Genomic DNA, 23,949 nt, shown 5'->3' on the forward strand with positions numbered 1-23,949 from the left:
CGACTGCACTCCGCCGTTTTTCGACGCCGCACTAACCGACGAGACGCTCGTCCGCATCACGCCCGCCGAACCAGGTGATCGCGAACCGTTCGCTGACACTCCCGGCAGATCCGACACAGACGAGTGAGCGTCGCGAGCACCGGATACCGCGCGTCGAACGACGCGTAGACCGATTCCACGAGCGTGCGATACGGCACGTCGCCGGCCTCCCGAACCGGCTCCTGCAACCGCTCCTGTCGCTCCTCGATCCCCGTCTCTAACTGCTCGCAAAATTCCTCGAGTCGGTCGTGTTTCGCCTGTAACTCGTCGAATCCGTACTGCTGCAGCGATTCCGCGGCCGTCGACCGGAGCCACGCGACGATCGGATCGAGGTCGGCGACGAGCGTCTCGAGGCGCTCGGCTTCGGCCTCGAGCGCTTCCTGCAGCCGCTCGGCCTCGAACCGTCGCGTCGTCGCCGCCTCGATGACGGCGGTTTTCAGCTCCGCGGTCCAGGTCGCGTTCGTCGTCAGCGCAACGGCGATGTCGCGCGAGAATTCCGCCGCGAGCGCTCGCACGACCGATTCTTCCCCGTCTATCTCGACGGTGGTGTGGGGAACGATCGTCTCGAGGAACGTTTGTCGGACGATAGCGCAGGAATCAGGCGTCGTCGGCCCTGTACCGGCTGCCCGGGACGTCATCACCGTCGGCGTCGCCTGCGCGACCGGGCCGGCGGTCGTGGCGGACGGGCCGGCCGGCAGTTCGCGGACGCGAGCGGCGAACGACTCGAACGCGTCGATCCGGTCCGCGACCGACTCTCGCTGCTCGGTGACGCACTCGAGCGCGCGGTGGACGTCCGTCGTGGCCGTCTCGGTTGTCGTCGCGTTTGCGGTCACGGTTCGCCCCCCTCCTCGACGCAAATTAACCCGTCCGCTGCTGCGTCGGTCGTCAGCACGAGGCGCCAGTCGTCGTCGCCGAGCGCGTTCGCTTCGCTGACGCCGAGCGACGCGTGGCGGCCGGGTTCCGTCTCCCCGTCCACCCCGACTTCGGCCGTCCGACGGAGCAGATCGATCCCGATCGGCAGCGTCGGAAACCGTCGCTCGCTGCTTTCCATCGCGTAGCCGCGCAGGTAGACGACCCACGCGTTGCCGCCGTCGGCGTCGAGCGGCCGACGAACGACGCCGTACTCGGAGATCAACGAGAGCGAGTGCAGGTGCTCGAGGCTCGCTTCGACCGGATCCTCGACACCGGCGGCCTGCACCGGCAACAGGTTCCGCGCCGCCGCCTCGAGCACCCCGACGCGCTCGTCTGGCGCGAGGTGGCGCTCAAGCTCCGTCGCCATGCTCTCGAGCAACACCAGACAGAGGGTGTCCGGGTCAGCCACGGCCTCCGCGGCGGCGAGGTACGCGTCCATGATCGCGCTCTCGGCGGCGGCGTGGTCGCGCGCCGAGAGCGCCTCGAAGACGGCGCCCGAGACGTCGTGGCAGAACCCGATCAGCGGTTGTCGGCCGCTGTCGATCGCGTCCGTCGACCTCGAGGACGGACGGTCGTCAACCGGATCGGCGGCGCTCGGCGCGGGCGGCGCCGGATCGGCGGCCGCATCCCGTCCCACCTGACAGACGACGGGGTCGTAAAACGGCAGCTGCGGGTCGTACCGGCGCAGCGCGGCCCGGTACTGCTCGGTCGCCCTGACGGCGTCGACCGCGGCCTCGCGCGTCGGGAACCGCTTGCCGGCGACGGGAACCGGTCGCTCGCCGGACCGGGCGCAGACGACGTAGAATTCGCCGTCCTCGCTCGCTATCTGTTCGATCCGATCGCGTATTTCGCGCAGTGTCGTTCCGACCATGGATACTCGTTGTCTGTGGCGTTCGAGCCGGCTCTCGGCCCGTTCGTCGCGACCCGCGCGGCGATCGTCCGCCGGTGCGGCCGATCTCGTCCGCGGCTCGCTCCTTACTCATGGTTTAGGCCAACCTAAAGGTAGATAAGTCTACTGGATTTTAGGCGAGCCTAATACCTGCCGTCGATCGCAACTGTTCCGATTCCTGGGCGTTTGACGGGTCTCCGCCTCTCTTTCGATGAACCACCGCGTCTGCCGCAGTAGCGCTTTCCACTCCTCGAGTCGGAAGCGCTACTCGATCACCCTTATCACGCTACTCGACAGCGTATAAATTGAATATCGATATATCAAATCGCGGCCGGAAACCCGATCGCCAACACAGCGTTTATGCTGTCCAACGGGCTATTTGCCGTATCTCCCCGCCCCTATGACGACCCAGATCCCGTTTACCATCGATTTTCACGTCCACTCCGACGACTCCTACGACGGCCACGAACCCGTCGAACTCATCCTCGAGCACGCGGCGGATATCGGTCTCGACGGCGTCGTTATCACCGACCACGACGAGATCGGCGAGTCGCTGCGGGCCGCCGAACTGGCGCCCGAGTACGGGCTGATCGGCATTCCGGGGGTCGAAGTCTCGACGAAACACGGCCACCTACTGGCGATCGGCGTCGAGGAACGCCCCGAACCCGGTCGCCCCGTCGGCGAGACCGTTCAGACCGTCCGCGACCTCGGCGGGATCGCGATCGTTCCCCACCCGTTCCAGCGCAGTCGCCACGGCATCCGGAAACGCAACGTCGACGACGTCGACGCCATCGAAACCTACAACTCGATGCTCTTTACCGGCTACCGGAACCGTCGCGCACGAACCTTCGCTCGTCGCCGCGGCTATCCCGAGATCGGCGCCAGCGACGCCCACTACCTGCCCAACGTCGGCAAGGCCTACACCGAGGTGATCGTCACGCCCGACGCCGAGAACCCGACCCGCGCCGACATCGACGGCGGCGAGCTCGTCGAGGCCATCCTCGAGGGGCGGACCCAGATCCGCGGGAAGCGAACGCCGATCCGCAAGAGCGCGGTCCAGTACGCGAAGGGGGCGGTCCGAAAGGGAACCTTCGTCGTGACCTCCCACGCGCCGCTCGTGCCGACGGTGCCGTCGTCGATGAAGCGCTCGCGGTCCAAGTCGTAGGAAAACGCCCCGTCAGGACAACTGTTCGCCGACGATTTCGTCGGCCATCTCGACGAACTCTTCCTCGCGACCGATCGGGACGGTCGCGCCGGCCGCGACGTCGTGGCCGCCGCCGTCGCCGTCGACGGCGCGCGAGGCCTCGCCCATCACGACCGAGAGGTCCAGCCCCTTTCGGACGAGCGAGTGGGTGCCGCGCGCCGAGACCTTGACCGCTTCGTCGTTCTTCTGTGCGAAGGCGACGATCGGCTTCGAGCGGCTGATCCCCTCGTTGCCCATCGCCATCCCCGCGACGATGCCGACGATCGTCTCGCGGATGCGGTCGCCCGCGTGGAACCACTGGACGTTGTCCTCGTGAGTGACGCCCTCTCGCGTGACGAGATCGATCCCCTCCGAGAGGTTCCGTCGGTGGTTTCGCAAGAGGGTCCGGGCCTGCTCGAGCGCGCCCTCGCGGTCGCCCAGACAGACCCCGAGGCCGACGTCGGCCCGCTCGTAGCGGGCGGTCGCGTTCAGCAGCGTCGAGAACTCGCTGGCGTCGCGCAGTTCGGTGCCGACGGGTTCCTCGCAGAGGACGTAGGCGGTGCCGACGAGACTCTCGATTTTCTTCGCGGGAACGCCCCGCGAGACGGCTCGCTTGACGAGCGCGCTGGCGACGGTCCGCTTTTCCTCGTTCGAGAGGTCGGCCCACCGGCGCCACTCGCCGTCCTCCTCGCGTTGCAACTCGAGATCCAACTCCTCGAGGAACTGCAGGGCGCCGGCTTCGTCGTTCGAAATCCCCGGAATACGGACGTCGGTGGCGTACTCGAGCAGTTTCGGGAGCGGCCGGGTCTGTTTGCCGTAGAGCGCGAGGTCCTTGCCGGTCTCTATGACGCCGGCCTCGACTCCTTCGGCGACGATCTGCTCGTTCGCGCCGCGGAGTTCGCCGCCGGAGGCCTGCATGTCGCCGACGGCGCCGACGACGGCGAGGGCCGCGAGATCGCGGTTGTCGGCGCGCGCGGGCGTTCCAGAATCGACCGTGACGGCGCCGCCGTCCGCGGCCACCGATTGATCGGATTCTTCGGCGAGCGCCCGCGCGAGAACGTAGCTTGCGCCGGCGCCCGACAGTTCCGAGGCGCCGTCGATCCCGAACAGCAGCGGATTCAGGTGATACTCGGTCTCGCGGTCGGCCGGCTGGTGGTGATCCGCGATGACCGGCGTGAAGTCGCCGGCGTCCTCGCGGTCGCCGATGATATCGAGTTGGCCGCTCCCGAAGTCGGTAAAGAGGACGGTGTCGTAGTCGGTCGCCGCGATGTCGGCGATTGCGTCCTCGTCGAGTTGCTTCTCGAAGACCGTCTCGAAGGAAATCGCCGCGCGCTCTAAGGCCTGCGCAGCGATCGCGGCGCTGGTCAGTCCGTCCGCGTCGATGTGGGACGCCAGCAGGACGCGATCGGCCTCACACAGTCGTCGCGCACAGCGGGTCGCACGCTCCTCGAGTTCGGGGATCGGCCCAGCCATCGAGAATCTCTTGGGGCGGCTTTCGTGATAAAGTCGCGGACTCTCTCGGCACTACTCGATCAGCGCTGCGGGTCAGTCCTTCCGTACTGCCTCGAGGGTCTCGCGCGCAAGCCGTTCGAACGTGGCCTCGCTGGCGACCAGATCGACGTCTATCCCGCAGTCTTCGGCCGTCTCGCGGGTCGGTTCGCCGATGACTCCGACAGTGGCGGTCTCGAGCCCCGCCAGCGCGTCGTCGCGAATCCCGCGTTCGGCGGCGGCCTCGAGGAAGTGCTCGACCGTTAACGAGGAGGTGAAACAGGCGACGTCGAGGTCGCCGGCGGCGGCGAGTTCGGCCGACTCGCCGCTTCCCTCTGGCCGCACTAGCCGGTAGAGAATCGTTTCGTGGACGTACGCGCCGGCGTCCTCGAGGCCCTCGAGGAGGACGGGGCTGCCGTGGTCGCTGCGGGCGACCTCGACGCGGGCGCCGTCGACGCGGTCTTCGAGCGCCGCGACCAGCCCGCTCGAGGTGAACGCCTCGGGGACCAGATCGACCGCGTACCCCTCGGCGCGGAGCGCGTCGGCCGTCGCGGGGCCGATCGCGCAGACGGTCTCCTCGCCGGACTTCCAGCCCGCCTCGGAGACGAGTTCGGCGCCGGTCTTGCTCGTGAAGACGACGTAGTCGGCGTCCGAGCGGGGCGTCGCGTCGGTGGCCTCGACGGCGAGCATCGGATCCGGGATCGGCTCGGCGCCCAGTTCCTCGAGCAGGGCGACGGCGTCCGCGATGCGGTCGTCGTCGGGGCGGAAGACGGCGACGGTCGGCGTGTTGTCGTCAGTCATCGCCATCACCGCGGCGGCCGTCGGCGACGGGCGCGTACTCGTTTTCCAGCGCGTCGAGCACCGATTCGCGGGTGGCGGCGACGTCGCCGATCACCGTCACGGCCGGCGGCCTGATTCCGACCTCGTCGCGGGCCTCGACGATGGTCTCGAGGGTGCCGGTCGCGACCTGTTGTTCGGGCCAGGTGCCGCGTTCGACGAGCGCGACCGGCGTCTCGGAACTCATCCCGGCCTCGCGCAACGCCGCGGTGTAGTCGGGGAGTCGCTTGACGCCCATCAGGACGACGATGGTGCCGCCGGCCTCGGCCAGCGATTCCCAGTCGACCGCCGACTCGTCCTTTGTCGGATCCTCGTGACCCGTGACGAAGGAGACCGAGGAGGCGTGATCGCGGTGGGTGACCGGAATCCCGACGACGGCGGGGGCGGCGATCGCGGAGGTGACCCCGGGGACGACCTCGAAAGGGACCCCGTGATTCGCCAGATACTCCGCTTCCTCGCCGCCGCGGCCGAAGACGAACGAGTCGCCGCCCTTGAGTCGGACCACCTTCTTGCCGTCGCGGGCGTATTCGACCAGCCGGTCGTTGATTTCCGACTGGGTCGTTCGCTCACCCTGTGCGTGCTTGCCGACGTACTCGCAGCGCTCGTCGGGCAGCATCCCGATGATTTTCGGTCCCGGCAGCCTGTCGTGGAGGATGACGTCGGCATCCTCGAGCAAGGCTTTCGCCCTGACGGTCAGCAGTCCGGGGTCGCCGGGGCCGCTGCCGACGAGGTAGACGGTACCGGGTTCGGCCTCGATATCGCGTGCGTCCATCTCAGTATATCCTACCTATTTCCCCGCGGGCTTATCTTCCGAGGGAACGCCGCCAGTACTGCCGCCATCGGTATCGTCGGTATCGCCCGCCCCGGTATCGTCGTCAGCGTCGGCACCCGCGTCTTCCCGCGCCCGCTCGATCAGTTCTGCAGCGCCCCGATCCGCGAGATCCCGCGCGAACTCGCGGGCGGCCTCGGCGTGGCGCTCGATCGGCAGGTCCCGCGCGCCGGTCACCGACTCCTCGCCGTCCCGGTCGAAGACGGTGACGTCGGCGTGGACGTACTCGCCCTGGACGACCGCGTAGATGCCGACCGGTGCGATACAGCCCCCGCCGAGTTCCGCGAGGATCGTCCGCTCGACGGTCGTCTCCACGCGGCTGCGCGGGTGGTCGATCGCGCTCTGAATGTCGCGGGCCGTCTCGCCGTCGGTCGCGGTGACGGCCAGCGCCCCCTGGCCCGGCGCGGGGACGAACGTCGACGTCGGCAGTTCCTGATAGTCGACGTAGTGGGCCAGCCCGCTGCGCTCGAGGCCCGCGTGCGCGAGGACGATCGCGTCGTACTCCGTCTCTACCTCCCGACCCAGGGCCTGACGCTCGAGTTCCGAGAGGTCGTCGAACCACTCGTCGACGGTGCGGTCGTACGCGGGTTCGAAGTCCTCGTCGCCGGTATTCGCCTTGCGCTCCTTGTCCGCTTCCGAACGCTGCTGGTGTTCTTCCTGCAGCGCGGGCGCGAGCAGCTTCTCGAGGCGCGTATCCACGTTCCCGCGCAGGGGCTCGACCTGCAGGTCGTCCCGTTCGGAGAGCAGTTGCGCGCGACGCCGCAGGCTCGAGGTGCCGACGGTCGCGCCCTCGGGGAGCTCCTCGAGGGTCGAGCTGTCGGGGGTGACGAGCACGTCGCCCGGCCGGCCGCGTTCCGGGACGGCGGCGGTCACGAGGTCGTCGGGCTGCTCGGTCGGCATGTCCTTCATCGAGTGGATGGCGCCGTCGAGGTCGCCCTCGAGGACGCGTTCGTCGAGTTCCCGGACGAACGCCCCCGTCTTGCCGAGTTGGTGGATGAGTTCGTCCCTGATCTGGTCCCCCGTGGTCTCGACCGTGACGAGTTCCACCTCGTACCGGCGGTCTTCCAGCGCCTCCTTCACCAGGGTGGCCTGTCGCCGGGCGAGTGTGGACCCCCTCGTCGCCAGTCGCAGCGTCCCGCGCGTTCTCATAGGCGTCAGTCGGTGCCTCGGGTATGAAAAGCGCACGCTTGTCCGGCGGTCGGGCATGCCCTCCCGTGACACCGGTCCGCGAACTCGGTAACCGATCGGGGCGATTCTATCGAGAGAGCGACGCTCCGGGTTGATCCGGCCATTGTGTGGGACAAACACACATATATTTTGCGGAACGTGTTCGGGACGGCAATTATTTCTCTTCAAGGGGGTACATATGAGTGGATGACAGACACGCTGTACGATCGACTCGGCGGCGAGGACGCTATCGCCCAAGTGGTCGATCGATTCTACGATCGCGTTATGGCCGACGAGCAGGTCGCACACTACTTCGAGGACGTCGACATGCAGAAACAGCGCGCCCACCAGACCCAGTTCATCAGTTCTGTCACCGGCGGCCCCGTCGAGTACACCGGCGAGGAGATGGAAGCCGCCCACGAGGAGATGGGTATCTCCCCCGCGGACTTCAAGGCCATCGCCACCCACCTCGACGACACGCTCGCGGAGTTCGACGTCGGCGAGGAGGACCGACAGGCCGTTCTCGAGGCGATCGAGAGCTACCGAGACGACATCGTCACGGCTCCGAACTGACGGCGCAGATCGAACCGTCCACCACGCCGGCAACGGCGCCGACGCGGCGGCCGCACCACGAATTCTCGCAGGCTATTTTTGCGCGCCGACGGAGAAGTCACGCTCGAGGCGTTCTTCCCCCGTCTGGTCGATTCGAGGCCGACTCCCGAGACGACAGCGGAATACTGACAGTCCCATCCCCCCTAACCGCTATCCCGAACCCGTTCGCGCGTTTTTCCAGTTCGTAGGAACTCTCGGCCTATTTGACGGGGGTTGACGACCGAGTCCCGTCCGTCATGCAAGTAACCAGGAAACAACTCGCCACGTTCCTCGCGGCGATTTTCGTCGTGAACCTCATCGTCATGGGCGGCGGGGCGTGGCTCTCGTACGCGAACTCGCCGGACATTCCCGACACGATCGTCGGGCCCGACGGCGAGGAAGTCGCGACCAGCGACGACGTCCGCGACGGGAAGGAAGCCTTTCAGGAGAACGGGCTGATGAACCAGGGGTCGATACTCGGGCGCGGGAGTTACTACGACACCGACTACACCGCCGACACGCTCGAGTTGAAGACCGAGCACATGCGCGCTTACTACGCGCAGGACGAGCACGACGCGGCGTACGACGACCTGGATACGTCGCAGCAGGCGGCGATCGACGAGCGGGTCCGCCAGGAGCTCCAGTCGAGCAACTACGACGACGCGCAGGTCGAGTACTCGGCGGCCGAAGCCTACGCGCACGAGCAGGTCCGCCAGGAGTACGTCGAGCGCTACTACGAGGGCGACCGCGAGCGCGGCATCCCCGAAGAACAGGTTCAAAGCGCCGAGGCAGCCGAGGACTTCGCCGACTTCGCGCTGTGGACCGCCTGGATCTCTCACACCGACCGACCGGGCTCCGACGCCTCCTTCACCAACGACTTCCCCTATTCGCCCGCCGCGGGCAACGACGCCGGCGGCCCGGTGATGACCTGGAGCGTCATCGCGATGGTGCTGCTGGTCGGCGGGGCGGGGATCGCCATCTGGCTCTACCAGGCGATCGAACTCCCCGAACCCGAGGCCGAGGGCGTCTCGATCCCCCACCCGAAGGAGATCGACCTCACGCCGAGCCAGCTGTTGAGCTCCAGGTTCGTGCTCATCGGGGCCCTCCTGTTTTTCGCCCAGACGTTACTGGGCGGCTTGCTGGCCCACTACTACGTCGAGCGCGACGACTTCTTCGGGCTCCACGAGTTCATCGGAATCGACATCCTCCAGATCTTGCCCTGGTCGATCGCTCGCACCTGGCACGTCGATCTGGGCATCCTGTGGATCGCGACGATCTGGCTCGGCGCCGGTCTCTTCCTCGCGCCGCTTTTGACCGGCCGCGAGCCGCGCAAGCAGGCCCTGTACGTCAAGGGGCTGATCGGCGCCCTGCTGGTCGTCGCCGTCGGCGCGCTCGCCGGCATCTGGCTCGGCATCAACAACTTCTTCGACGGCCAGCTCTGGTGGCTGCTCGGCAACGAGGGACTCGAGTACTTGGAGATCGGGCGCGTCTGGCAGGCCGGCCTGCTGGTCGGCTTCCTCGGCTGGACCGCGCTCGTGGCCCGCGGTTTCAAACCCTTACTCGATCGTGAGCCCCGCTACGGGCTCGCCCACATGATCGTCTACGCGGGCGGCTCGATCGGCCTGCTCTTTATGGCCGGCTTCCTCTACACGCCGCGGACGAACATCGTCGTCACGGAGTTCTGGCGCTGGTGGGTCGTCCACATGTGGGTCGAGGGCGTCTTCGAGTTCTTCATCCTCGTGGTGATCTCGCTGACGCTCGTCTCGATGAACCTCCTGCGCAAGAAGTCCGCGGAGAAGGCGGTCATCTTCCAGGCCGCCCTGGTGATGGGCAGCGGCATCATCGGCGTCTCCCACCACTACTGGTGGGCCGGCCTCCCCGAGGTCTGGCTGCCGATCGGCAGCGTCTTCTCGACCATCGAGTTCGTTCCGCTGCTGTTCATCCTCTACGAGGCGCTCGGCCAGTACCGAGCCGTGGACGGCGCGTCGAAGGACTTCCCCTACCGGATGGTCTTCTACTTCATCGTCGCCTCCTCCGTCTGGAACTTCTTCGGCGCGGGGGTCATCGGCTTCTTCATCAACCTGCCGGTGATCAGCTACTTCCAGAGCGGGACCTACCTCACGGTCGCCCACGCCCACGGCGCGATGTTCGGCGCCTTCGGCTTCCTCGCGATGGGGATGGCCGTCTACATCCTCCGGGTGACCACCCGCGAGTCCCACTGGTCCGAGCGACGCCTGACCTGGTCGTTCTGGCTGTGCAACGTCGGGCTCGCGCTCATGCTGTTCCTGTCGCTGCTGCCCGTCGGCTTCCTCCAACTCGAGACCGCGTTCACGCAGGGCTACGCCGCGGCGCGCAGCCTCGAGTTCTACAGCGGCGGCCTGATCCAGACGCTGTTCTGGCTGCGCATGCCCGGCGACACGCTGCTGATCGCCGGCGCGGCGATCTTCGCCTGGGACGTGGTCGCGAAGCTGCTGTTCCAGCGGAAAGCGACCGCCGACGAGACTCGCAGCCACGTCATCGCCGATCGGATCTTCGGCGAGGGCGACGCGATCGATCCGACGGATCCGGCCGAGCCGGTTAGCGACGACGACTGACGACTGACGACTGACAACTGGCGACTGGCGGCTCGATCGGCGGACCGGTTTCCGTTTTCGGTCCGGTCGTGACGACGGCACTACAACCCTGGCCAGAACGGCTAACAAACCCGGCGGAAAGTATGGCGTATGCACCGACTCGCCGGTATCGATAGCGGTGTCGGCGATCGGCTCCCCGAGTACGTACTCGGGTTCGGAGCGCTGCTGACGCTCGTGCTGTGCGGCGAAATCGGCGTCCTCCTCGCCGCCGGCTCGACGGTCGGCCTCGACGGCGTGTTTCTGATCGGCGTCGTCACGACGCTGCCCTTCCTCGCCGGTATCTCGTTCGGCGGGTACTGGCTCCGCGACGCCGATCTCTCGCCGTCCCGGTATCCGCGGATCGCCGGCTGGATCCTCGGCAGCGCGCTCGTTTTTCTGCTCATCAACGTCGCGCTCATCGCCGTTATGCCGCCGGAGTCGTGGGCGCTCGTCGTCGGGTGGCTCCGGTGGGCGGTCGCGCTCGGTGCCGGCGTCGGACTGCTGATCGGCTGCATCGAAGCGCGGGCCATCGAGCGCTCGCTGGCCGCCGAGCGGGCCGCGCTCCGCGCCGCGCACCTCGAGGAGCAGCGGGATTACTTGGACTATCTCAACACCGTCCTCCGCCACGAGGTGTTGAACGCCGCGACCGTCATCAACGGCTACGCGTCGCTGCTCCGCAGGGAGGCGGCGACGACCGACCAGCACCGCGAATGGGCGGAGATCGTGATGGACGAATCCGACGAGATGGCGACCGTGATCGACGACGTCAGGGTGCTGCTCCGGACGACCGACGGCGAGTGGACGGTCGAACCGGTCGACGTCTCCCGCGTCCTGCGCGACGAACTGCAAAAGCTCGAGCACAGGCGGGGGCCGGTCGACCTCGAGACATCGATCCCGCCCGCAGTCTACGTGCGAGCGAACGAACTGGTCGCTCGCGTCTTCGGGAACCTCCTCGTGAACGCGGTCGAGCACAACGACGCCGAGCGGCCGCGCGTTTCGGTGACGGTCGAACCCGGACCGGACACCGTGCGGATCGAAATCGTGGACAACGGTCCCGGAATCCCGGACGCGGAGGTCGACGCCCTTTTCGATCGGATCGAGGGTCGCGGGAGCAGCCACGGGCTCGGCCTCTATCTGGTCCAGCAGCTGGTAACCGGCTTCGACGGGTCCGTTGAACTCGTCGAAACTGGGTCGGACGGGAGCGTGTTCGCGGTCGAACTGCCGGCGGCGACCGCCGACCGGTCAAGCAGTGATTCGGAACCGGCGCCCGCGGTCGAAAACTAAGGCGGGACGTTGATCGGTCTGGCCGGTTGCCGCACAGGACGCCTACAGCGCTTCCTTGTACGCCTCGAGGGTCCGCTCGACGTCCTCCTCCGTGTGGCCGTAGCTGACGAACTGGCACTCGAACTGGTTCTGCGAGAGGAACACGCCCTGCTCTTTCATCTGGCCCCAGAAGATGCGCCGCCAGCGGTCGGTTTCGGCGTTCTTGACGTCGGCAGCGTTCTTGGGCGCCTCGCCGTCGCGGGTGAAGATCACCTTGAACATCGAGTCCGTGCCCGCGACGGTATACTCGGGCGCCTGATCGGCGACGATCTCCTCGAGGCCCTCGCGCAGGCGGTCGCCGATGTCGTTGACGTGGTCGTAGACGTCGTTTTCGGCGGCGAACTGCAGCGTCTCGAGGCCGGCGGCCATCGTGACGGGGTGGCCGGAGAAGGTGCCGGCCTGGAAGACGTCGCCCGACGGCGTGAAGTTCTCGATGATCTCGGCACGGCCGCCGATGGCGCCGACGGGGAAGCCGCCGCCGATGATCTTCCCGAAGGTGGTCAGGTCGGGCGTGACGCCGAACTCGCTTTGCGCGCAGCCGAGGCCGCCGACGCGGAAGCCCGTAATCACTTCGTCGAAGATCAGCAGGGAGCCGTGCTCTTCCGTAATGTCGCGCAGGAACTCGTGGTAGCCGTCCTCGGGCTGGACGATGCCGTAGTTGCCGAGGATGGGTTCCGTAAGGACTGCCGCGATATCGTCGCCGTGCTCCTCGAAGACCTCGCGGACGGACTCCTCGTCGTTGAACGGCACCGGCAGCGTGTGCTCGGCGAACGCTTGCGGGATACCCGCCGAGGAGGGACGGGGGTTCTCGTGGTCGCCCTCGACCAGCGTCGACTCCTGGGCGCCGTGGTAGCCGCCCTGATTGACGACGATCTTGTTCCGGCCGGTGTAGCCGCGCGCGAGGCGGACCGCCGAGGTCGTCGCCTCCGTGCCGGAGTTGACGAACCGGATCTTCTCGACGCTCGGCACGTGGCGGACGACGAACTCTGCGAGATCGACTTCGATTTCGGTCGGCGTGCCGTACATCGGGCCCTCGCTGGCCTTCTGTTGGATGCCGGCCTGAACGGGCTCGGGGAGGTCGTGGCCCAACAGCAGCGGACCGAGGCCCATCACCCAGTCGATGTAGCGGTTCCCGTCCGCGTCGATGACGTGGCCGCCGTCGCCCTTCTGGACGAAGAACGGATACGGCTCGATCACCGCGCGAACGGCGGAGTTGACGCCGCCCGGCAGCACCGACAGCGCACGGTCGTACAGCTCGCGCGAGTTGTCCTCGTTCATAGTCCAGTGTTGGAAATGAAACGGGAAAGGAGTACCGAGGTCGACTCGCTCTTCTCTCCCGAACATGATAGTCGTCGCCGGGACTCGAGGCCAAAACGAAACCCGAAATGAAACCGATCGAACCGAAATCCGCGCCCACCGTCCGAAAGCGGCGCGGACACAGCGTCTCGAGTGATAGCAGTACCGGCGAAGACGCGAGGTGACCGAGCGCTTAGACCGCGTCCTGTCCGGTCTTTCCGGTGCGGACCTGGTAGGCGCTCTCGACGGGGATCACGAAGATCTTCCCGTCGCCCGGCTCGCCGGTGTTAGCGGCCTCGCCGATCGCGTCGACGACCTCGTCGGCCGGGATGTCGGCGACGACGCACTCGATCTTGACCTTCTGGTGGAGGTCGACCGTGTACTCCTCGCCGCGCCACTGGCCCTTCTTGGCGGGCTGGGAGCCGCGCCCGGAGACGTTGGTGACGGTCAGCGACGGGGCGCCGACTTCGGCGAGGGCCTTCTTGACCTCGCCCAGCTTGTCGGGGCGGATGATCGCGGTGACCATCTTGATCTCGCCGTCGTTGGGCTTGCCCCCGTCGGCGCGGATGATCTTGTCTTCGTCCGCGCCGCCGTCAGTGCGGAGTTCGCCGCCGTCGGTCGCGACGTCGACGTCGTGCTGACCGAACTCGGGGTAGGTGTCGACGCCGTGTTCGGAGACGTCGAGGCCGTCGCGTTCGTGTTCGGGTGAGACGCGGGCCTGACCGGTGAGCTTGAACACGAACCAGATCAGACCGGTCGCGAAGACCGTCCAGACGGTGATGACACCGACGCCGATAGCCTGTGCGATAAACGCGTTCGGGATGCTCTCGACGACTCCCGGCGCGGCGACGAACGGGAACAGCAGCGTCCCGAGGACCCCGGCCGAGCCGTGGACGGGGAAGACCGCACAGACGTCGTCGATCTTCAGGTACTGCTCGACGAAGCCGAAGACGAGCGGCAGCTGGATGCCCGCGAGACCGCCGACGACGAACGCGCCCCACCACGCGGTGGTGTCCGGGATCGCGGTGATCGCCGCCAGGCCGGCCAGCAGGCCGTTCGCGACGTACAGCGTGTCGACTTTGCCGGTCTTGAGCCAGGCGACGAGGCCGGCGCCCATCGCGCCGCAGGCCATCGCGACCGTCGTCGTCAGGGCGACGCGACCGAGCTGATCGCCGAGGAACGCGCTCTCGCCGATGATCGCCGAGGTACCGACGTTGAAGCCGTACCAGCCGAAGGCGAGGATCAGCGTGCCGAGCGCGGCGAAAGTCAGCGAGTGGCCGGGGATGACGTTCGCCGTGCCGTCGCTATTGTATCGGTCCATGCGCGGGCCGAGGACCCACGCGGCGGTGAGCCCGGCGATGCCGCCCATGCCGTGGACGATCATCCCGCCCGCGAAGTCGTGGAACACGACGTCGCCGTACGCGAGGTGACTGCCGGCCCACGTGAGGCCGGTGACGACCGGGTAGATGACCGCGGCCAGCAGGAAGGTGTACGTGACGTACGCGCGGAGCTTCGCGCGGCCGGCGACGGCGCCGGAGACGATGGTCGCCGCCGTCATGGCGAAGACGGCGCCGTACAGCCAGTCCATCCAACTCGCGGCGTCGCTCTGGAACTGGAACGAGACGCCGTTTCCGGCGACGATCCCTTCGACGGTGGCGCCGATCAGGAAGAACACCGTCACGCCCACCGACCAGGTCAGCAGGTTCTTCGTCAGCTGGTTCGCGACGTTCTTCGAGCGTACCTGCCCCGCCTCGAGCATGGCGAAGCCGGCGTGCATGAAGAAGATTAGGAACGTGGCGACCAGAATCCACGTGTAGTTGATCGCCTCGGTCAGCATCTCGACGTCGGTCTGGAGGACGGTCGGTTCCATCACTCACGCACCTCCGTCAGTTCCACAGTGCGACCATCTGATTGTAGACGAATGTCCATGTCTGAACTGTTCGAGCTCATGGTTGTCTTCTGAATCACGTCTGATGCCGATGGACTAGCTGCATATAAGGATTAGTGTTAACGTTCGTCGATAAATACTCGGGTAATAGGGACAACCGAACAAATCTAGAGGCAATTTAATGTGTATAAGGGTGTTGAATATCGAGTGTTTTTCGAGCCGTGGTTATATATTCGACGTTCGTCAATCGAAATTAGGTCGGGTTTGTAACGGATTGCCGCCGAAACGACGCCCAAACCGGAACCGTCGGCTCGCGCGCGGCAGATGTTGCCAGTTGTGCGGTAGGTATGGAACGCCGATGGACGTTCGTCCGAATAGCTCAGAATATCCGTTCGGCTCTACCTCGAGCGGCGGGGATCGCGTCCCAACCTACAGCTCAGAGGCGACGTCCTCGGCGAAGTAGGTAAGAATCAGATCCGCACCGGCTCGCTTGATCGACAGCAGCGACTCGCGGGCGACCTCCTCGAGGTCGAGCCAGCCTTTCTCGGCGGCCGCGTGGAGCATCGCGTACTCGCCGGAGACGTTGTAGGCGGCGACGGGGTGGTCGAACTCCCGGCGCACCGCGCTGACGATGTCGAGGTAGGGGAGCGCGGGTTTGACCATCATGACGTCGGCGCCCTCCTCGGCGTCGAGGCGGACCTCTTGCAGCGCCTCGCGCGAGTTGGCGGGATCCATCTGGTAGTGTCGGCGGTCGCCGAACGAGGGCGCGCCGTCGGCGGCGTCGCGGAACGGGCCGTAGAAGGCGCTCTCGTACTTCGCCGCGTAGCTCATGATCGGCACGTGCTCGTACCCCTCGTCGTCAAGGCCCTCGCGGATGGCGCCGACCATCCCGTCCATCATGCTGCTCGGGGCGACCATGTCGGCGCCCGCCTCGGCGTGGGAGACGGCGGTCCGCGCGAGCGACTCGAGGGCGGCGTCGTTGTCGACGGTCAGCGTCGGGTCGTGGTCGCAGGCGGGACCGTGTTCGTGATCTTCGCCGCGCAGTTCCTCCTCGAGCGGGCCGCAGTGGCCGTGGGTTGTGTACTCACAGAGACAGACGTCGGTGATGACGTAGGCGTCGGTTTCCGCCGTAACTCGTCGCGTCGCCTCCTGAACGACGCCGTCTTCGACCCACGCGCGGGTGCCTTCGGGGTCCTTCGATTCCGGGATCCCGAACAGCATGACCGCCTCGACGCCGGTCTCGAGGACTTCCTCGACGCGGGCGACCGCCTCGTCGATGGGGACGCGCTCGTGGCCGGGCATCGACTCGATCGGCACGCGCTCGTCGGTCGTCGCGTCGACGAACACCGGCGCGATGAAGTCGGTCGGCTCGAGGCTCGTCTCGCTGACGAGCCCGCGGACGCCGTCCTGTCGGAGCCGTCGGGGGCGATGTGTGAGGTCCATGTACGATGTCTAGCAACGGCCGGGTCAAAAGGAACCCGCTCTCTCGGGTGGCCGGGAACGGACGCGGTGCGCTCCGTACTCGTCGTCGCCCGCTCGAGTCGCCGGGGACAGCGTCAGTCGTCGACGGTCTCGGTTACGTCGCCGGCGATCAACCGGTCCATGTCGCGGCTCGCGTGCTCCTGAATTTCCTCGTTGTCGAACCGCTCGCCGTCGTAGACGAGGCTGACGAGCCGGATCGTGACGATCGCTGCGGCCGTCGCGGGGACGGCTGGCTCGACCTGGCCCTGGCCGAAGAATTCGGGCGAGCCGAGGCCGAACTCCTAGATCACGAAGACGAGCCCGACGACGAATCCGGGCAGCCCCGCCTCGCGGACGGTGCCGTCCCAGAGCATCAGCACGAGGCCCGCGAACAGCACGGACATCGTCATTGCCCTCCTGCTCGCGCTGGCGATCGTCGCACTCGTACTCAACCGGTCGCTCGGACTGGAGTACTGGCCGGCGTCGGTCGCGAGTGCGGGCATTCGAGCGACCCGTCCGATGAAGGCTGCAAACTTTACCGCATTCGTGCCGACTCATCGGTAGAACTGTGCCCAGTAGCAGTGCCGAAGAGGCCGTCGGTGCACTCGAGGAGCTCGGACTCACGGAGTACGAGGCGCGGTGCTTCGTCGCACTAACGCGCATTTCGAAGGGGACGGCCCGCGAGATCAGCCAGGTCGCGGACGTGCCGCGATCGCGGGTGTACGACACCGTCGAGCGCCTCGACCGGAAGGGACTGGTCGAGGTCCAGCAAACCGATCCCCGCGAGTACCGGGCGGTCCCGGTCGACACGGCGTGTCGCCGCATCCGGGAGGACTACGACTCCCGAATCAACGCCGCCGAGAACGCGCTCCAGCAGGTCGAAGAACCGAACGCACCCGACGACGAGGGTATGTGGTCGATCACGCAGAAGGAGCACGTCACCGACCGCGTCGTCACCTTCCTCGAGGAGGCCGACGAGACGGTCCACTACCTCGTCGCCGCGACGTCGGTCGTCGACCGAGAGATTCGCGAGGCGCTGCGGTCGGCCGCCGAGCGGGGCGTCACAGTGTACGTCGAGGTGCCGACCGAGGACGTGCAGGCGGAGTACGCCGGGGCGATTCCGAACGCCGAGATCGTCGTCGCCGCCGACCTCGAGTCGACCAACCACGTGTACGACGAGTGGCCGGGACAGCTCCTGCTGGTCGACCAGGAGGCGATCGTCGCGGCCGGCGTCAAGGAGGGCGACCTCCCCGACGTGGTCCAGGAGATGGCGGTCTGGACGTACGGCCGCGATCACGGCTTCGCCGTCTGGATCCGCGAACTGCTCGACGACCGGATCGGCCACCTCGAGGGGACGCTGCGCAGCGAGGATCCGCGCGGCCAGTAGCGGTCGGTCACCTCGGCGCGATTAGCACCGCTTCTCGATGACGTACCCCCACCGCTCGTAACCCCGGGCCTCGTAGAACTCGTGCGTGGCTTCCTTCGAGCGCGGCGACGCCAGCGCGACGGCGTCACACCCCTGCTCGTCGGCCCACGATTCGACCTCCTCGAGCATCACAGTGCCGTATCCCTGCCCCCGTCGCGGTTCGTCGACGACCAGATCGTACAGCCACGCGCGTCGGGTGTGGTGAAGCACGTGAGTGACGAGGACGCCGGCGACGGCGACCAGTTCGGGTTCCGATTCCCGTCCCGTTTCGTCCGCGTCGGCGACGTCGCTCCCGTCGTCGACGTAGCCGCCGAACAAACGGTACTGCTCGTCACCCGTCCACGCGAGCACCTCGTCGGGCGACCGGTCGGTCCACAGTTGCCGGAGGATCGGCACCGCCTCGCGACGCTCGGCCGACGTCGTCAGTTCGCGGATGTCCAAATCCATACTCTCGGCTCGAGCGCGCTCGAGTAAACCTTGTTTGCGCATCGAGACCGAGACGCGCTCATTTCCCGACCGGGAAATCCGATCACTCGAGCGTCCCCCGATTCCGCACGTTTAAGTGCGCGTCGCCCGTTTTCACCCGTTACAATGGCTATCGATCCGCAGTTCCACGAAAACCGCGAGCAGGTCGACGAGCACGAGGGCCACGCCGTCTGGGGGCCGGTCGACGAACCCGAAGAGCTCGGCATTCACGGCACGCACGTCGCGGTCGACTTCGACATCTGCCTCGCCGACGGCGCCTGTCTCGAGGACTGCCCGGTCGACGTCTTCGAGTGGGTCGACACGCCGGGTCACCCCGAGAGCGAGCGGAAGGCCGACCCGGCCAACGAGACCCAGTGTATCGACTGCATGCTCTGCGTCGACGTCTGTCCGGTCGACGCGATCGACGTCGACGCCGGTCGGTCGGCCTGATCGGCCGGTCACGGAACGGATCCCGGCTGGAGTCGACTCGCGTCGCCGCGCCGCCTCGAGATACCGCACTCCGACCTCTCGCGTCTATTCTACGCCGGTTGCTGTCCGAATTCTCTCAAACGGTCGAAAAGCGCCTACAACTATCGGTCGTCCGCTGTGCTTCGGTTCGCGGTGTGGCGTGTCGCCGCGTCCGACCTCACTCGGCCCGGTCGACGTCGACTTGCTCCTTGAGCTGCTCGAGCCCGTCCGCTTCGGCTAGCTCCTGCAACCGCTCCCGGAAGTGCTCCTCGCACAGTCCAACTTTCAGCCCGTCGGATTCTGCTGCGAAGGCGGCTTCGCGGTCGCAGTAGTGGCAATGCATACACACGTGTACGACCCGCGCCGCATTGAACCCTCCGCTATCGGCCGCAATTCCCGTTACTCCGCTGACAAACCGAGCCGATCGTAGGCGTCGCGAGTCAGGCCGGCGACGCCCAGCACGTCCTCGTGCGCGTCGCTGCCGCCGGTCGCGAGCAGACCGTGGCGTTCGATCGCCCGCTCGACGACGCTGCGATCGACGTCGCGGTCGTAGGGGTACCACAGTTCGACGGCGTCGAGGTCGGCCGCCAGCGCGAGCGCGCCCTCGGGTTCGGGATACCGGAGCGGGTGCGCCAGCGAGACGAGCGAACACGCGTCCGAGAGCACTCGTTGCCCGCGCTCGAAGGACGGAATCTCCCGCGGGACGAAGCAGGGGTCGCCGTTCCCGATGAGGTCGTCGAACGCGCCCTCGTAGTCGTAGTCGGTGCCGGGATGGGCGTCGATCGCTCGAGCCACGTGGGGTCGGCCGAACCCCTCGTCGATCGGAACGTCGAGGTCGATCCCCAGCCGATCCTCGACGCGCTCGACGATCGCCCGGCCGCGCTCGATCCGGTTCGTTTGAATCTCCTCGACGAGCCGCTCGAGCGCCGGCGTCGGTTCGACGCCGTATCCGAGGAGATCGACTCGCTGGCCGTTACGGCGGTCGTCCCCGCGATCGGCAGTGTCCGCGTCGACCTCCACGCGGAGTTCGATCCCGTTGACGATCGTCACGCCGTCGCGTTCGACGATCGGCTCCGCGACCGGCTGCAAACGGTCGTGGTCGGTCAGCGCGACGACCTCGACGCCGGCACGGCGAGCAGCTGCGGGGACTTCCGCGCGCTCGAGGCTGCCGTCCGAGCGCATCGTGTGGACGTGTAGATCCGCGTACGGCATACCCCACTCGAGCGGCCCCGTCCGGAAAGGCGTTTCTTCGCCCTCGAGCCGTGGGATACTAGGTCGTATTAGGAATATACCCTCCATTGGCTCACTAGAAAACCATTATGGACAATGTTTATAATCATTGTTCACTGAAGACTGGGTGTAATGCTGCTAAACGGCACCGGCGACGTCATCGACGACTACGACTACCCCGCGACGACCGAGGAACTGATCGCAGACTGCGGCGAGCACACGCTCGAACTCCCGAACGGGAGCGAACAGGTCTGCGACGTACTCGATCGGATCGAGTCGGAAACCTTCGAGACGCCGGAAGACGCGCGGTTCGCTATCTACACTGCGGTGAGCGACAAGGCGGTCGGTCGCGTCGGGTACAGCGACCGTGACCCGACCCCGGTTGGGAGTCCGTACTCACCCGACGCCGTGTCGTTCTAGAGCCGAACTTTTTGCGCCTCGGGTTCGCCGCAGGCGAACCTCTCTCTGCGCGCGGACGGAGTCCGCTCGCACGGCTCGAGGGACGCAACGCGTCCCTCGTTGGGCGCAATAATTTCGATGAAAAGTGCCGAGCGCGCTGAAAGCGCGCTCGGGGTTCTCGTGAGCGCACTGCGCGAACGAGAGCCAGCGAGGCGCGACGCGTCTCGCGTGAAACCGCTCGCTCGGCGAGCGGGACACGACTTCCTCCTGTCACTTCGTTTCGCTACATCGTCGTTCTCCGTAACCCATCTCGTATCCGCGAGAAGCAACCGCTCAGCTTAGAAAGTCGATCGCATCCTCGAGTTCGAGCGGCACCGACCCCTTCCGATAGCCTTCGACGTGGCCGTTGGGCCGGGCACGGTAGACAACTGCGGGGCGGTGGCGCACGTCCGGCTGTTCGCCGCGGACGGCCGACCAGCTGTCGTCGCGGAAGCTCGAGCAGTCGACGAAGAGGACGGCGCCGCCGCCGTGCCGGGAGAGCTGGCCGTTCGTCTTCGTCTCGGCCGTATCCCGGACGGCGGCCACGGGGCCGTTGGCCGCGCGGTTGGTCGGCGGCTGCGGCCGGGTGACCTCGACGAGGACGTTCGCGTTCGACTGGGGGTCTTCGGCGCGGAAATCTAGCGAGTGGCCCGTCGTCACTTCGATCTCGGGGACGACGTCGTAGCCGGCCTCGGTGAGGATTTTCGCGGCGATGAACTCCCCCATCGTCGCGCTCATGCGGACGCGATCGACGTGGTTGCTGGTGCCGAGCTTGCCGGCCATGACGTGTCGGTAGTCGTCCAGTACGCCGGTCGCGAGGAACTCTTCGAAAAACTGGGTCGTTTCGCGGCGGCCGGCGTCGGGGAAGCCGGCCGCGTACTCGCGGAAGAAGGCTCGCGTGGATTCCCGGCCGTCTTTTGACATGAAAACGGGCAGGAAGAACCACGAGAGGTGCGGATAGTCGGCGAGCCAGGAGTCTTCCTCGTGGAGGGTCGCGAGCAGTTCCCGCTGGGCCCACCGGGCGACGTGGTAGGGGACCTCCTTCCAGCCGAACTTGTCGGTTCGCCAGAGCGAGGACGGCGTTTCCGTGTTCCCCATCCAGTAGCCGCCCTCGTTGCCCCCGTCGCCGCCGCGTGCGAACAGGGCGAGGTCGCCGTTTTGCATCTCGAATCGGTGCGTCGTCCAGTCGGCCCCGATCTCGAATCGCGGCGTCACGGCGCGGGCGCCGATATTCGACCGGAGCGGCTGTAAAATGTCCTGTCGGACCCGCTGCTCGCTCCAGGTCTCGGGCGAGTAGCGAAAGCGAAGCGGCTGTGCCACGGGATTGCTACACGGCGGGCAGCCATACGTTTTACGCGCTGGTCCGACATGAACGACCGTTACATTGATGTGTGTGACGCGACTACATGTGTATGATTGCCATGTCAATGGGTGCCTATGACGAGGATGAACACGAGCGACGCGAACAACAGTCCTCGAGGGTGGACGCCGATTTCGACGACGAGCGGACGATCTACCACGGCGAGGTCGAGTACGACTCCGGCGAGTCTACGGAGGAACTTCTCGATCAGTTCGAGCAGATCAAAACTGAGTCGAAGTAGCGCCGACCGCTGTCTCGGACCGCACACTCCCCGCAACCCGCGGTAACGGTGCGGTTCGCCGGTTTCCGCGTTCTGTTTCCCCTCGAGAGCGACTGCGTTACGACTCGAGGGCGTCCCAGCCGGGCGTTTCGGGTGCGCCGCGGTCGTCCTCGACGGTTCGGGCGACGCTCGCGGGCGGCACGTCGGTACCGTCATCGCTATCGTCGTCGGCAGCGGTCGCTGCCTCGCGCCGCCGTTCCCACTCGCGGATCGCCGGGCCGACCCACGACTCGGCGTCGTCCGTTTCGTCCGTCGCCATTGCCTCGAGCGCTCGCTCTTTGCCCCGCTCGTAGTGGTAGTCCGAGATCGCGACGGTGCCGGCGCTCGAGGCCGCGGCGACCCCGAGACACTCCGCGCGGTCCTCGCGGGTCAGATCGCCCGTCGCGACGCGGTCGACGATTCCCTCGAGTCGCTCGGGAACCGGGTGACAGAAGAGTTTCTGTCCGATCGCCTGCGAGCCCAGCAGCAGTCCCTCGAGGTCGTCGGGTACCGACTCGTCGACGAGCCGATCGCCTTCGCCGCCGAAGGCTGCCTCGACGCGCTCGCACTCGGTCTCCTGCTCGAGCGCGAGGTTGTGTGTCGGGTAGGCGCCGCACTCGGCGGGGTAGAGCTCGCCGTTGTGGATGCGACACTGCAGCGTCGTCGGATCAAGAAAGACGCAGGTCGGCAGCCAGGTTTCGTCCTTGCGGCCGAAGGGGGCGACCGGCTTGGGCGGCTTCCGGAGACCGACGAAGAAGACCGGCCGGTCGGCGACGGATGCAACCTCGTAGCCGTCGATTTCGACCGCTTCTGCCTCGTCGGCGGCCTTCCAGAACCGCGGTGTTAGTGCGGCCGCCATCCCGTGCTCGAGGAACGCCCGGACTTCGTCGCGGGTGAGCGGGACGAAGTTGGGGTCGCCGTCTATCGCTTCTCGCGTTGCGTCATCGTCGTCGTCGAGTGCGGCCCTGCGCCGGCCGCCCGAAGCGTCGTCGCCGTCCGTCAGCGGTCGCCAGTCCATACAACAGCCCGCACAGCCTTCGCAGTGCACCTCCATATGCGAGGATACGTGTCGGCCGGGATAACGCCTCGCCCGGCGCATCGTTTTGCCGGTTTGCGGGGCCTCGCGTCCGCAGCCGGCGGCTCGAGCGCTCGCCTGCTGACCCGAGGAAACGACTTTCAGCGTTCGATTGCTATCATCACGTATGGCCAAGAACACCTGCGACGGCTGCGGTCGACGGATTTCGGTCGCTGGCGGGGTCCCCAACCTCTGGACGTTCGGCGACCGCGACGGCAGCGAGGGGACCGCGATGACCCTGGAACTCGAGGACGGGTCGGAGCACCTGCTGTGTTACCCCTGCATCGAGGCCCTGCCGGACGAGCCGACCGCCGCGGACGTCGAGCGCCTCGAGCAGGACGGGGAGTCGTCGCAGTTGCGCGTGCTGTAGCTGTCGATCTTGGCGTGAGCGGTCAATAAAAATGGAAAGTGGAGTGTGGAGACGACCGTGGGAACTGACCTGACAGGTGCAGTCGAACCCACGACCACGGACACGTGAGCACTGGCACACTGGAACCGTACTGGCTGCGGGGTCACCCCGCACCGCACTGCATACAGCAGTACACCGCAACTGCAACCGCACCGCAAGCGGAAGGGGTGGGATTTGAACGCCACGAGGCTTGACGCCGCCGCGGGCCAAGGGCACCGCGGTGCTCTACCGCTGAGCGACCCTTCCGCACGTCGATCAGATGGCGGATTTCGTATTTGTAATCAGGCTGCTACCCCCTGGTATA

Annotated in this window: 24 protein-coding genes and 1 tRNA gene; 9 read left to right on the plus strand and 16 right to left on the minus strand. The window is 66.7% G+C overall.

From position 1 onward, the window contains the following. Nucleotides 1–56: 56 nt before the first annotated feature. Nucleotides 57–872 (minus strand): DUF7260 family protein, encoded by an 816-nt coding sequence (locus HALXA_RS04020; RefSeq protein ID WP_013879035.1) that lies wholly within the window; start codon nt 870–872, stop codon nt 57–59. Then, complete coding sequence (locus tag HALXA_RS04025; protein ID WP_013879036.1) at nt 869–1,822, minus strand: DUF7551 domain-containing protein; 954 nt, start codon at nt 1,820–1,822, stop codon at nt 869–871. The genes HALXA_RS04020 and HALXA_RS04025 overlap by 4 nt, the downstream gene beginning before the upstream one ends. A gap of 418 nt (nt 1,823–2,240) precedes the next feature. Between HALXA_RS04025 and HALXA_RS04030 the strand changes: the two genes are divergently transcribed. Beyond that, entirely contained in the window at nt 2,241–3,005 is a 765-nt protein-coding gene (locus tag HALXA_RS04030) for a PHP-associated domain-containing protein (RefSeq protein WP_013879037.1), read from the plus strand. Nucleotides 3,006–3,017: 12 nt separating this feature from the next. Here the strand turns inward: HALXA_RS04030 and HALXA_RS04035 are convergent, their stop codons facing one another. The 4 genes from HALXA_RS04035 to hemC all read right to left on the minus strand — a co-directional run bounded on the left by HALXA_RS04035 (nt 3,018) and on the right by hemC (nt 7,326). Then, on the minus strand, nt 3,018–4,496 hold the full coding sequence (locus tag HALXA_RS04035; RefSeq protein ID WP_013879038.1) for a single-stranded-DNA-specific exonuclease RecJ: 1,479 nt from the start codon (nt 4,494–4,496) through the stop codon (nt 3,018–3,020). A 72-nt stretch (nt 4,497–4,568) separates the two neighbouring features. Then, nucleotides 4,569–5,318: a uroporphyrinogen-III synthase gene (locus HALXA_RS04040; RefSeq protein ID WP_013879039.1), complete on the minus strand. Its 750-nt coding sequence runs from the start codon at nt 5,316–5,318 to the stop codon at nt 4,569–4,571. Beyond that, complete coding sequence (gene cobA / locus HALXA_RS04045) at nt 5,305–6,120, minus strand: uroporphyrinogen-III C-methyltransferase (RefSeq protein ID WP_013879040.1); 816 nt, start codon at nt 6,118–6,120, stop codon at nt 5,305–5,307. The genes HALXA_RS04040 and cobA overlap by 14 nt, the downstream gene beginning before the upstream one ends. A 15-nt stretch (nt 6,121–6,135) precedes the next feature. Then, nucleotides 6,136–7,326, minus strand: a complete 1,191-nt coding sequence (gene hemC / locus HALXA_RS04050; protein ID WP_013879041.1) for a hydroxymethylbilane synthase — start codon at nt 7,324–7,326, stop codon at nt 6,136–6,138. 225 nt (nt 7,327–7,551) lie between these two features. On the opposite strand from hemC, the gene HALXA_RS04055 reads away from it, so the two are divergent. From HALXA_RS04055 to HALXA_RS04065, 3 genes are all read left to right on the plus strand, one after another. Next, nucleotides 7,552–7,917 carry a group I truncated hemoglobin gene (locus HALXA_RS04055; protein ID WP_013879042.1) on the plus strand — a complete coding sequence of 122 codons (366 nt, stop codon included), beginning with the start codon at nt 7,552–7,554 and terminating at the stop codon, nt 7,915–7,917. A 275-nt stretch (nt 7,918–8,192) separates the two neighbouring features. Then, on the plus strand, nt 8,193–10,529 hold the full coding sequence (locus HALXA_RS04060; protein WP_013879043.1) for a nitric-oxide reductase large subunit: 2,337 nt from the start codon (nt 8,193–8,195) through the stop codon (nt 10,527–10,529). Between the two features lie 129 nt (nt 10,530–10,658). Beyond that, nucleotides 10,659–11,831 (plus strand): sensor histidine kinase, encoded by a 1,173-nt coding sequence (locus HALXA_RS04065; protein ID WP_013879044.1) that lies wholly within the window; start codon nt 10,659–10,661, stop codon nt 11,829–11,831. 42 nt (nt 11,832–11,873) lie between these two features. Here HALXA_RS04065 and hemL read toward each other — a convergent pair whose 3' ends face one another. The 4 genes from hemL to HALXA_RS22345 all read right to left on the minus strand — a co-directional run bounded on the left by hemL (nt 11,874) and on the right by HALXA_RS22345 (nt 17,018). After that, nucleotides 11,874–13,148: a glutamate-1-semialdehyde 2,1-aminomutase gene (gene hemL, locus HALXA_RS04070; RefSeq protein WP_013879045.1), complete on the minus strand. Its 1,275-nt coding sequence runs from the start codon at nt 13,146–13,148 to the stop codon at nt 11,874–11,876. Between the two features lie 211 nt (nt 13,149–13,359). After that, a complete protein-coding gene (locus tag HALXA_RS22645; protein WP_013879046.1) occupies nt 13,360–15,036 on the minus strand; it encodes an ammonium transporter in 1,677 nt (558 codons plus the stop codon). Nucleotides 15,037–15,483: 447 nt separating this feature from the next. Continuing rightward, the gene (gene hemB / locus HALXA_RS04080; RefSeq protein ID WP_013879047.1) at nt 15,484–16,497 is read right to left on the minus strand and encodes a porphobilinogen synthase; all 1,014 of its coding nucleotides are present in this window, start codon (nt 16,495–16,497) and stop codon (nt 15,484–15,486) included. A 320-nt stretch (nt 16,498–16,817) separates the two neighbouring features. After that, nucleotides 16,818–17,018 (minus strand): hypothetical protein, encoded by a 201-nt coding sequence (locus tag HALXA_RS22345; RefSeq protein ID WP_013879048.1) that lies wholly within the window; start codon nt 17,016–17,018, stop codon nt 16,818–16,820. Between the two features lie 65 nt (nt 17,019–17,083). On the opposite strand from HALXA_RS22345, the gene HALXA_RS04090 reads away from it, so the two are divergent. Further along, nucleotides 17,084–17,902 carry a TrmB family transcriptional regulator gene (locus tag HALXA_RS04090; RefSeq protein ID WP_013879049.1) on the plus strand — a complete coding sequence of 273 codons (819 nt, stop codon included), beginning with the start codon at nt 17,084–17,086 and terminating at the stop codon, nt 17,900–17,902. Nucleotides 17,903–17,923: 21 nt separating this feature from the next. Here the strand turns inward: HALXA_RS04090 and HALXA_RS04095 are convergent, their stop codons facing one another. Next, entirely contained in the window at nt 17,924–18,388 is a 465-nt protein-coding gene (locus tag HALXA_RS04095) for a GNAT family N-acetyltransferase (protein WP_013879050.1), read from the minus strand. 144 nt (nt 18,389–18,532) lie between these two features. Here HALXA_RS04095 and HALXA_RS04100 point away from each other — a divergent pair, with 144 nt between their 5' ends. After that, entirely contained in the window at nt 18,533–18,856 is a 324-nt protein-coding gene (locus tag HALXA_RS04100) for a 4Fe-4S dicluster domain-containing protein (protein WP_013879051.1), read from the plus strand. Between the two features lie 196 nt (nt 18,857–19,052). On the opposite strand, the gene HALXA_RS21960 is transcribed toward HALXA_RS04100, so the two are convergent. Continuing rightward, nucleotides 19,053–19,217: a DUF6757 family protein gene (locus tag HALXA_RS21960; protein ID WP_013879052.1), complete on the minus strand. Its 165-nt coding sequence runs from the start codon at nt 19,215–19,217 to the stop codon at nt 19,053–19,055. 56 nt (nt 19,218–19,273) lie between these two features. Then, on the minus strand, nt 19,274–20,086 hold the full coding sequence (locus HALXA_RS04105; RefSeq protein WP_049895147.1) for a PHP domain-containing protein: 813 nt from the start codon (nt 20,084–20,086) through the stop codon (nt 19,274–19,276). A 150-nt stretch (nt 20,087–20,236) separates the two neighbouring features. On the opposite strand from HALXA_RS04105, the gene HALXA_RS04110 reads away from it, so the two are divergent. After that, on the plus strand, nt 20,237–20,524 hold the full coding sequence (locus HALXA_RS04110; protein WP_013879054.1) for a DUF2795 domain-containing protein: 288 nt from the start codon (nt 20,237–20,239) through the stop codon (nt 20,522–20,524). A 312-nt stretch (nt 20,525–20,836) separates the two neighbouring features. Here the strand turns inward: HALXA_RS04110 and HALXA_RS04115 are convergent, their stop codons facing one another. Next, nucleotides 20,837–21,862 (minus strand): DUF5784 family protein, encoded by a 1,026-nt coding sequence (locus HALXA_RS04115; RefSeq protein WP_013879055.1) that lies wholly within the window; start codon nt 21,860–21,862, stop codon nt 20,837–20,839. A 101-nt stretch (nt 21,863–21,963) separates the two neighbouring features. On the opposite strand from HALXA_RS04115, the gene HALXA_RS04120 reads away from it, so the two are divergent. Continuing rightward, nucleotides 21,964–22,143 carry a DUF5786 family protein gene (locus HALXA_RS04120; RefSeq protein WP_049895398.1) on the plus strand — a complete coding sequence of 60 codons (180 nt, stop codon included), beginning with the start codon at nt 21,964–21,966 and terminating at the stop codon, nt 22,141–22,143. Between the two features lie 97 nt (nt 22,144–22,240). On the opposite strand, the gene HALXA_RS04125 is transcribed toward HALXA_RS04120, so the two are convergent. Continuing rightward, entirely contained in the window at nt 22,241–23,215 is a 975-nt protein-coding gene (locus HALXA_RS04125; protein WP_013879057.1) for a YkgJ family cysteine cluster protein, read from the minus strand. 148 nt (nt 23,216–23,363) lie between these two features. Between HALXA_RS04125 and HALXA_RS04130 the strand changes: the two genes are divergently transcribed. Beyond that, nucleotides 23,364–23,606, plus strand: a complete 243-nt coding sequence (locus tag HALXA_RS04130; RefSeq protein ID WP_013879058.1) for a DUF7561 family protein — start codon at nt 23,364–23,366, stop codon at nt 23,604–23,606. Nucleotides 23,607–23,804: 198 nt separating this feature from the next. Here the strand turns inward: HALXA_RS04130 and HALXA_RS04135 are convergent. Continuing rightward, nucleotides 23,805–23,891, minus strand: a tRNA-OTHER gene (locus HALXA_RS04135). Nucleotides 23,892–23,949 lie beyond the last annotated feature (58 nt).

The sequence above is a fragment of the Halopiger xanaduensis SH-6 genome (genome assembly GCF_000217715.1).
GTDB lineage: Archaea > Halobacteriota > Halobacteria > Halobacteriales > Natrialbaceae > Halopiger > Halopiger xanaduensis.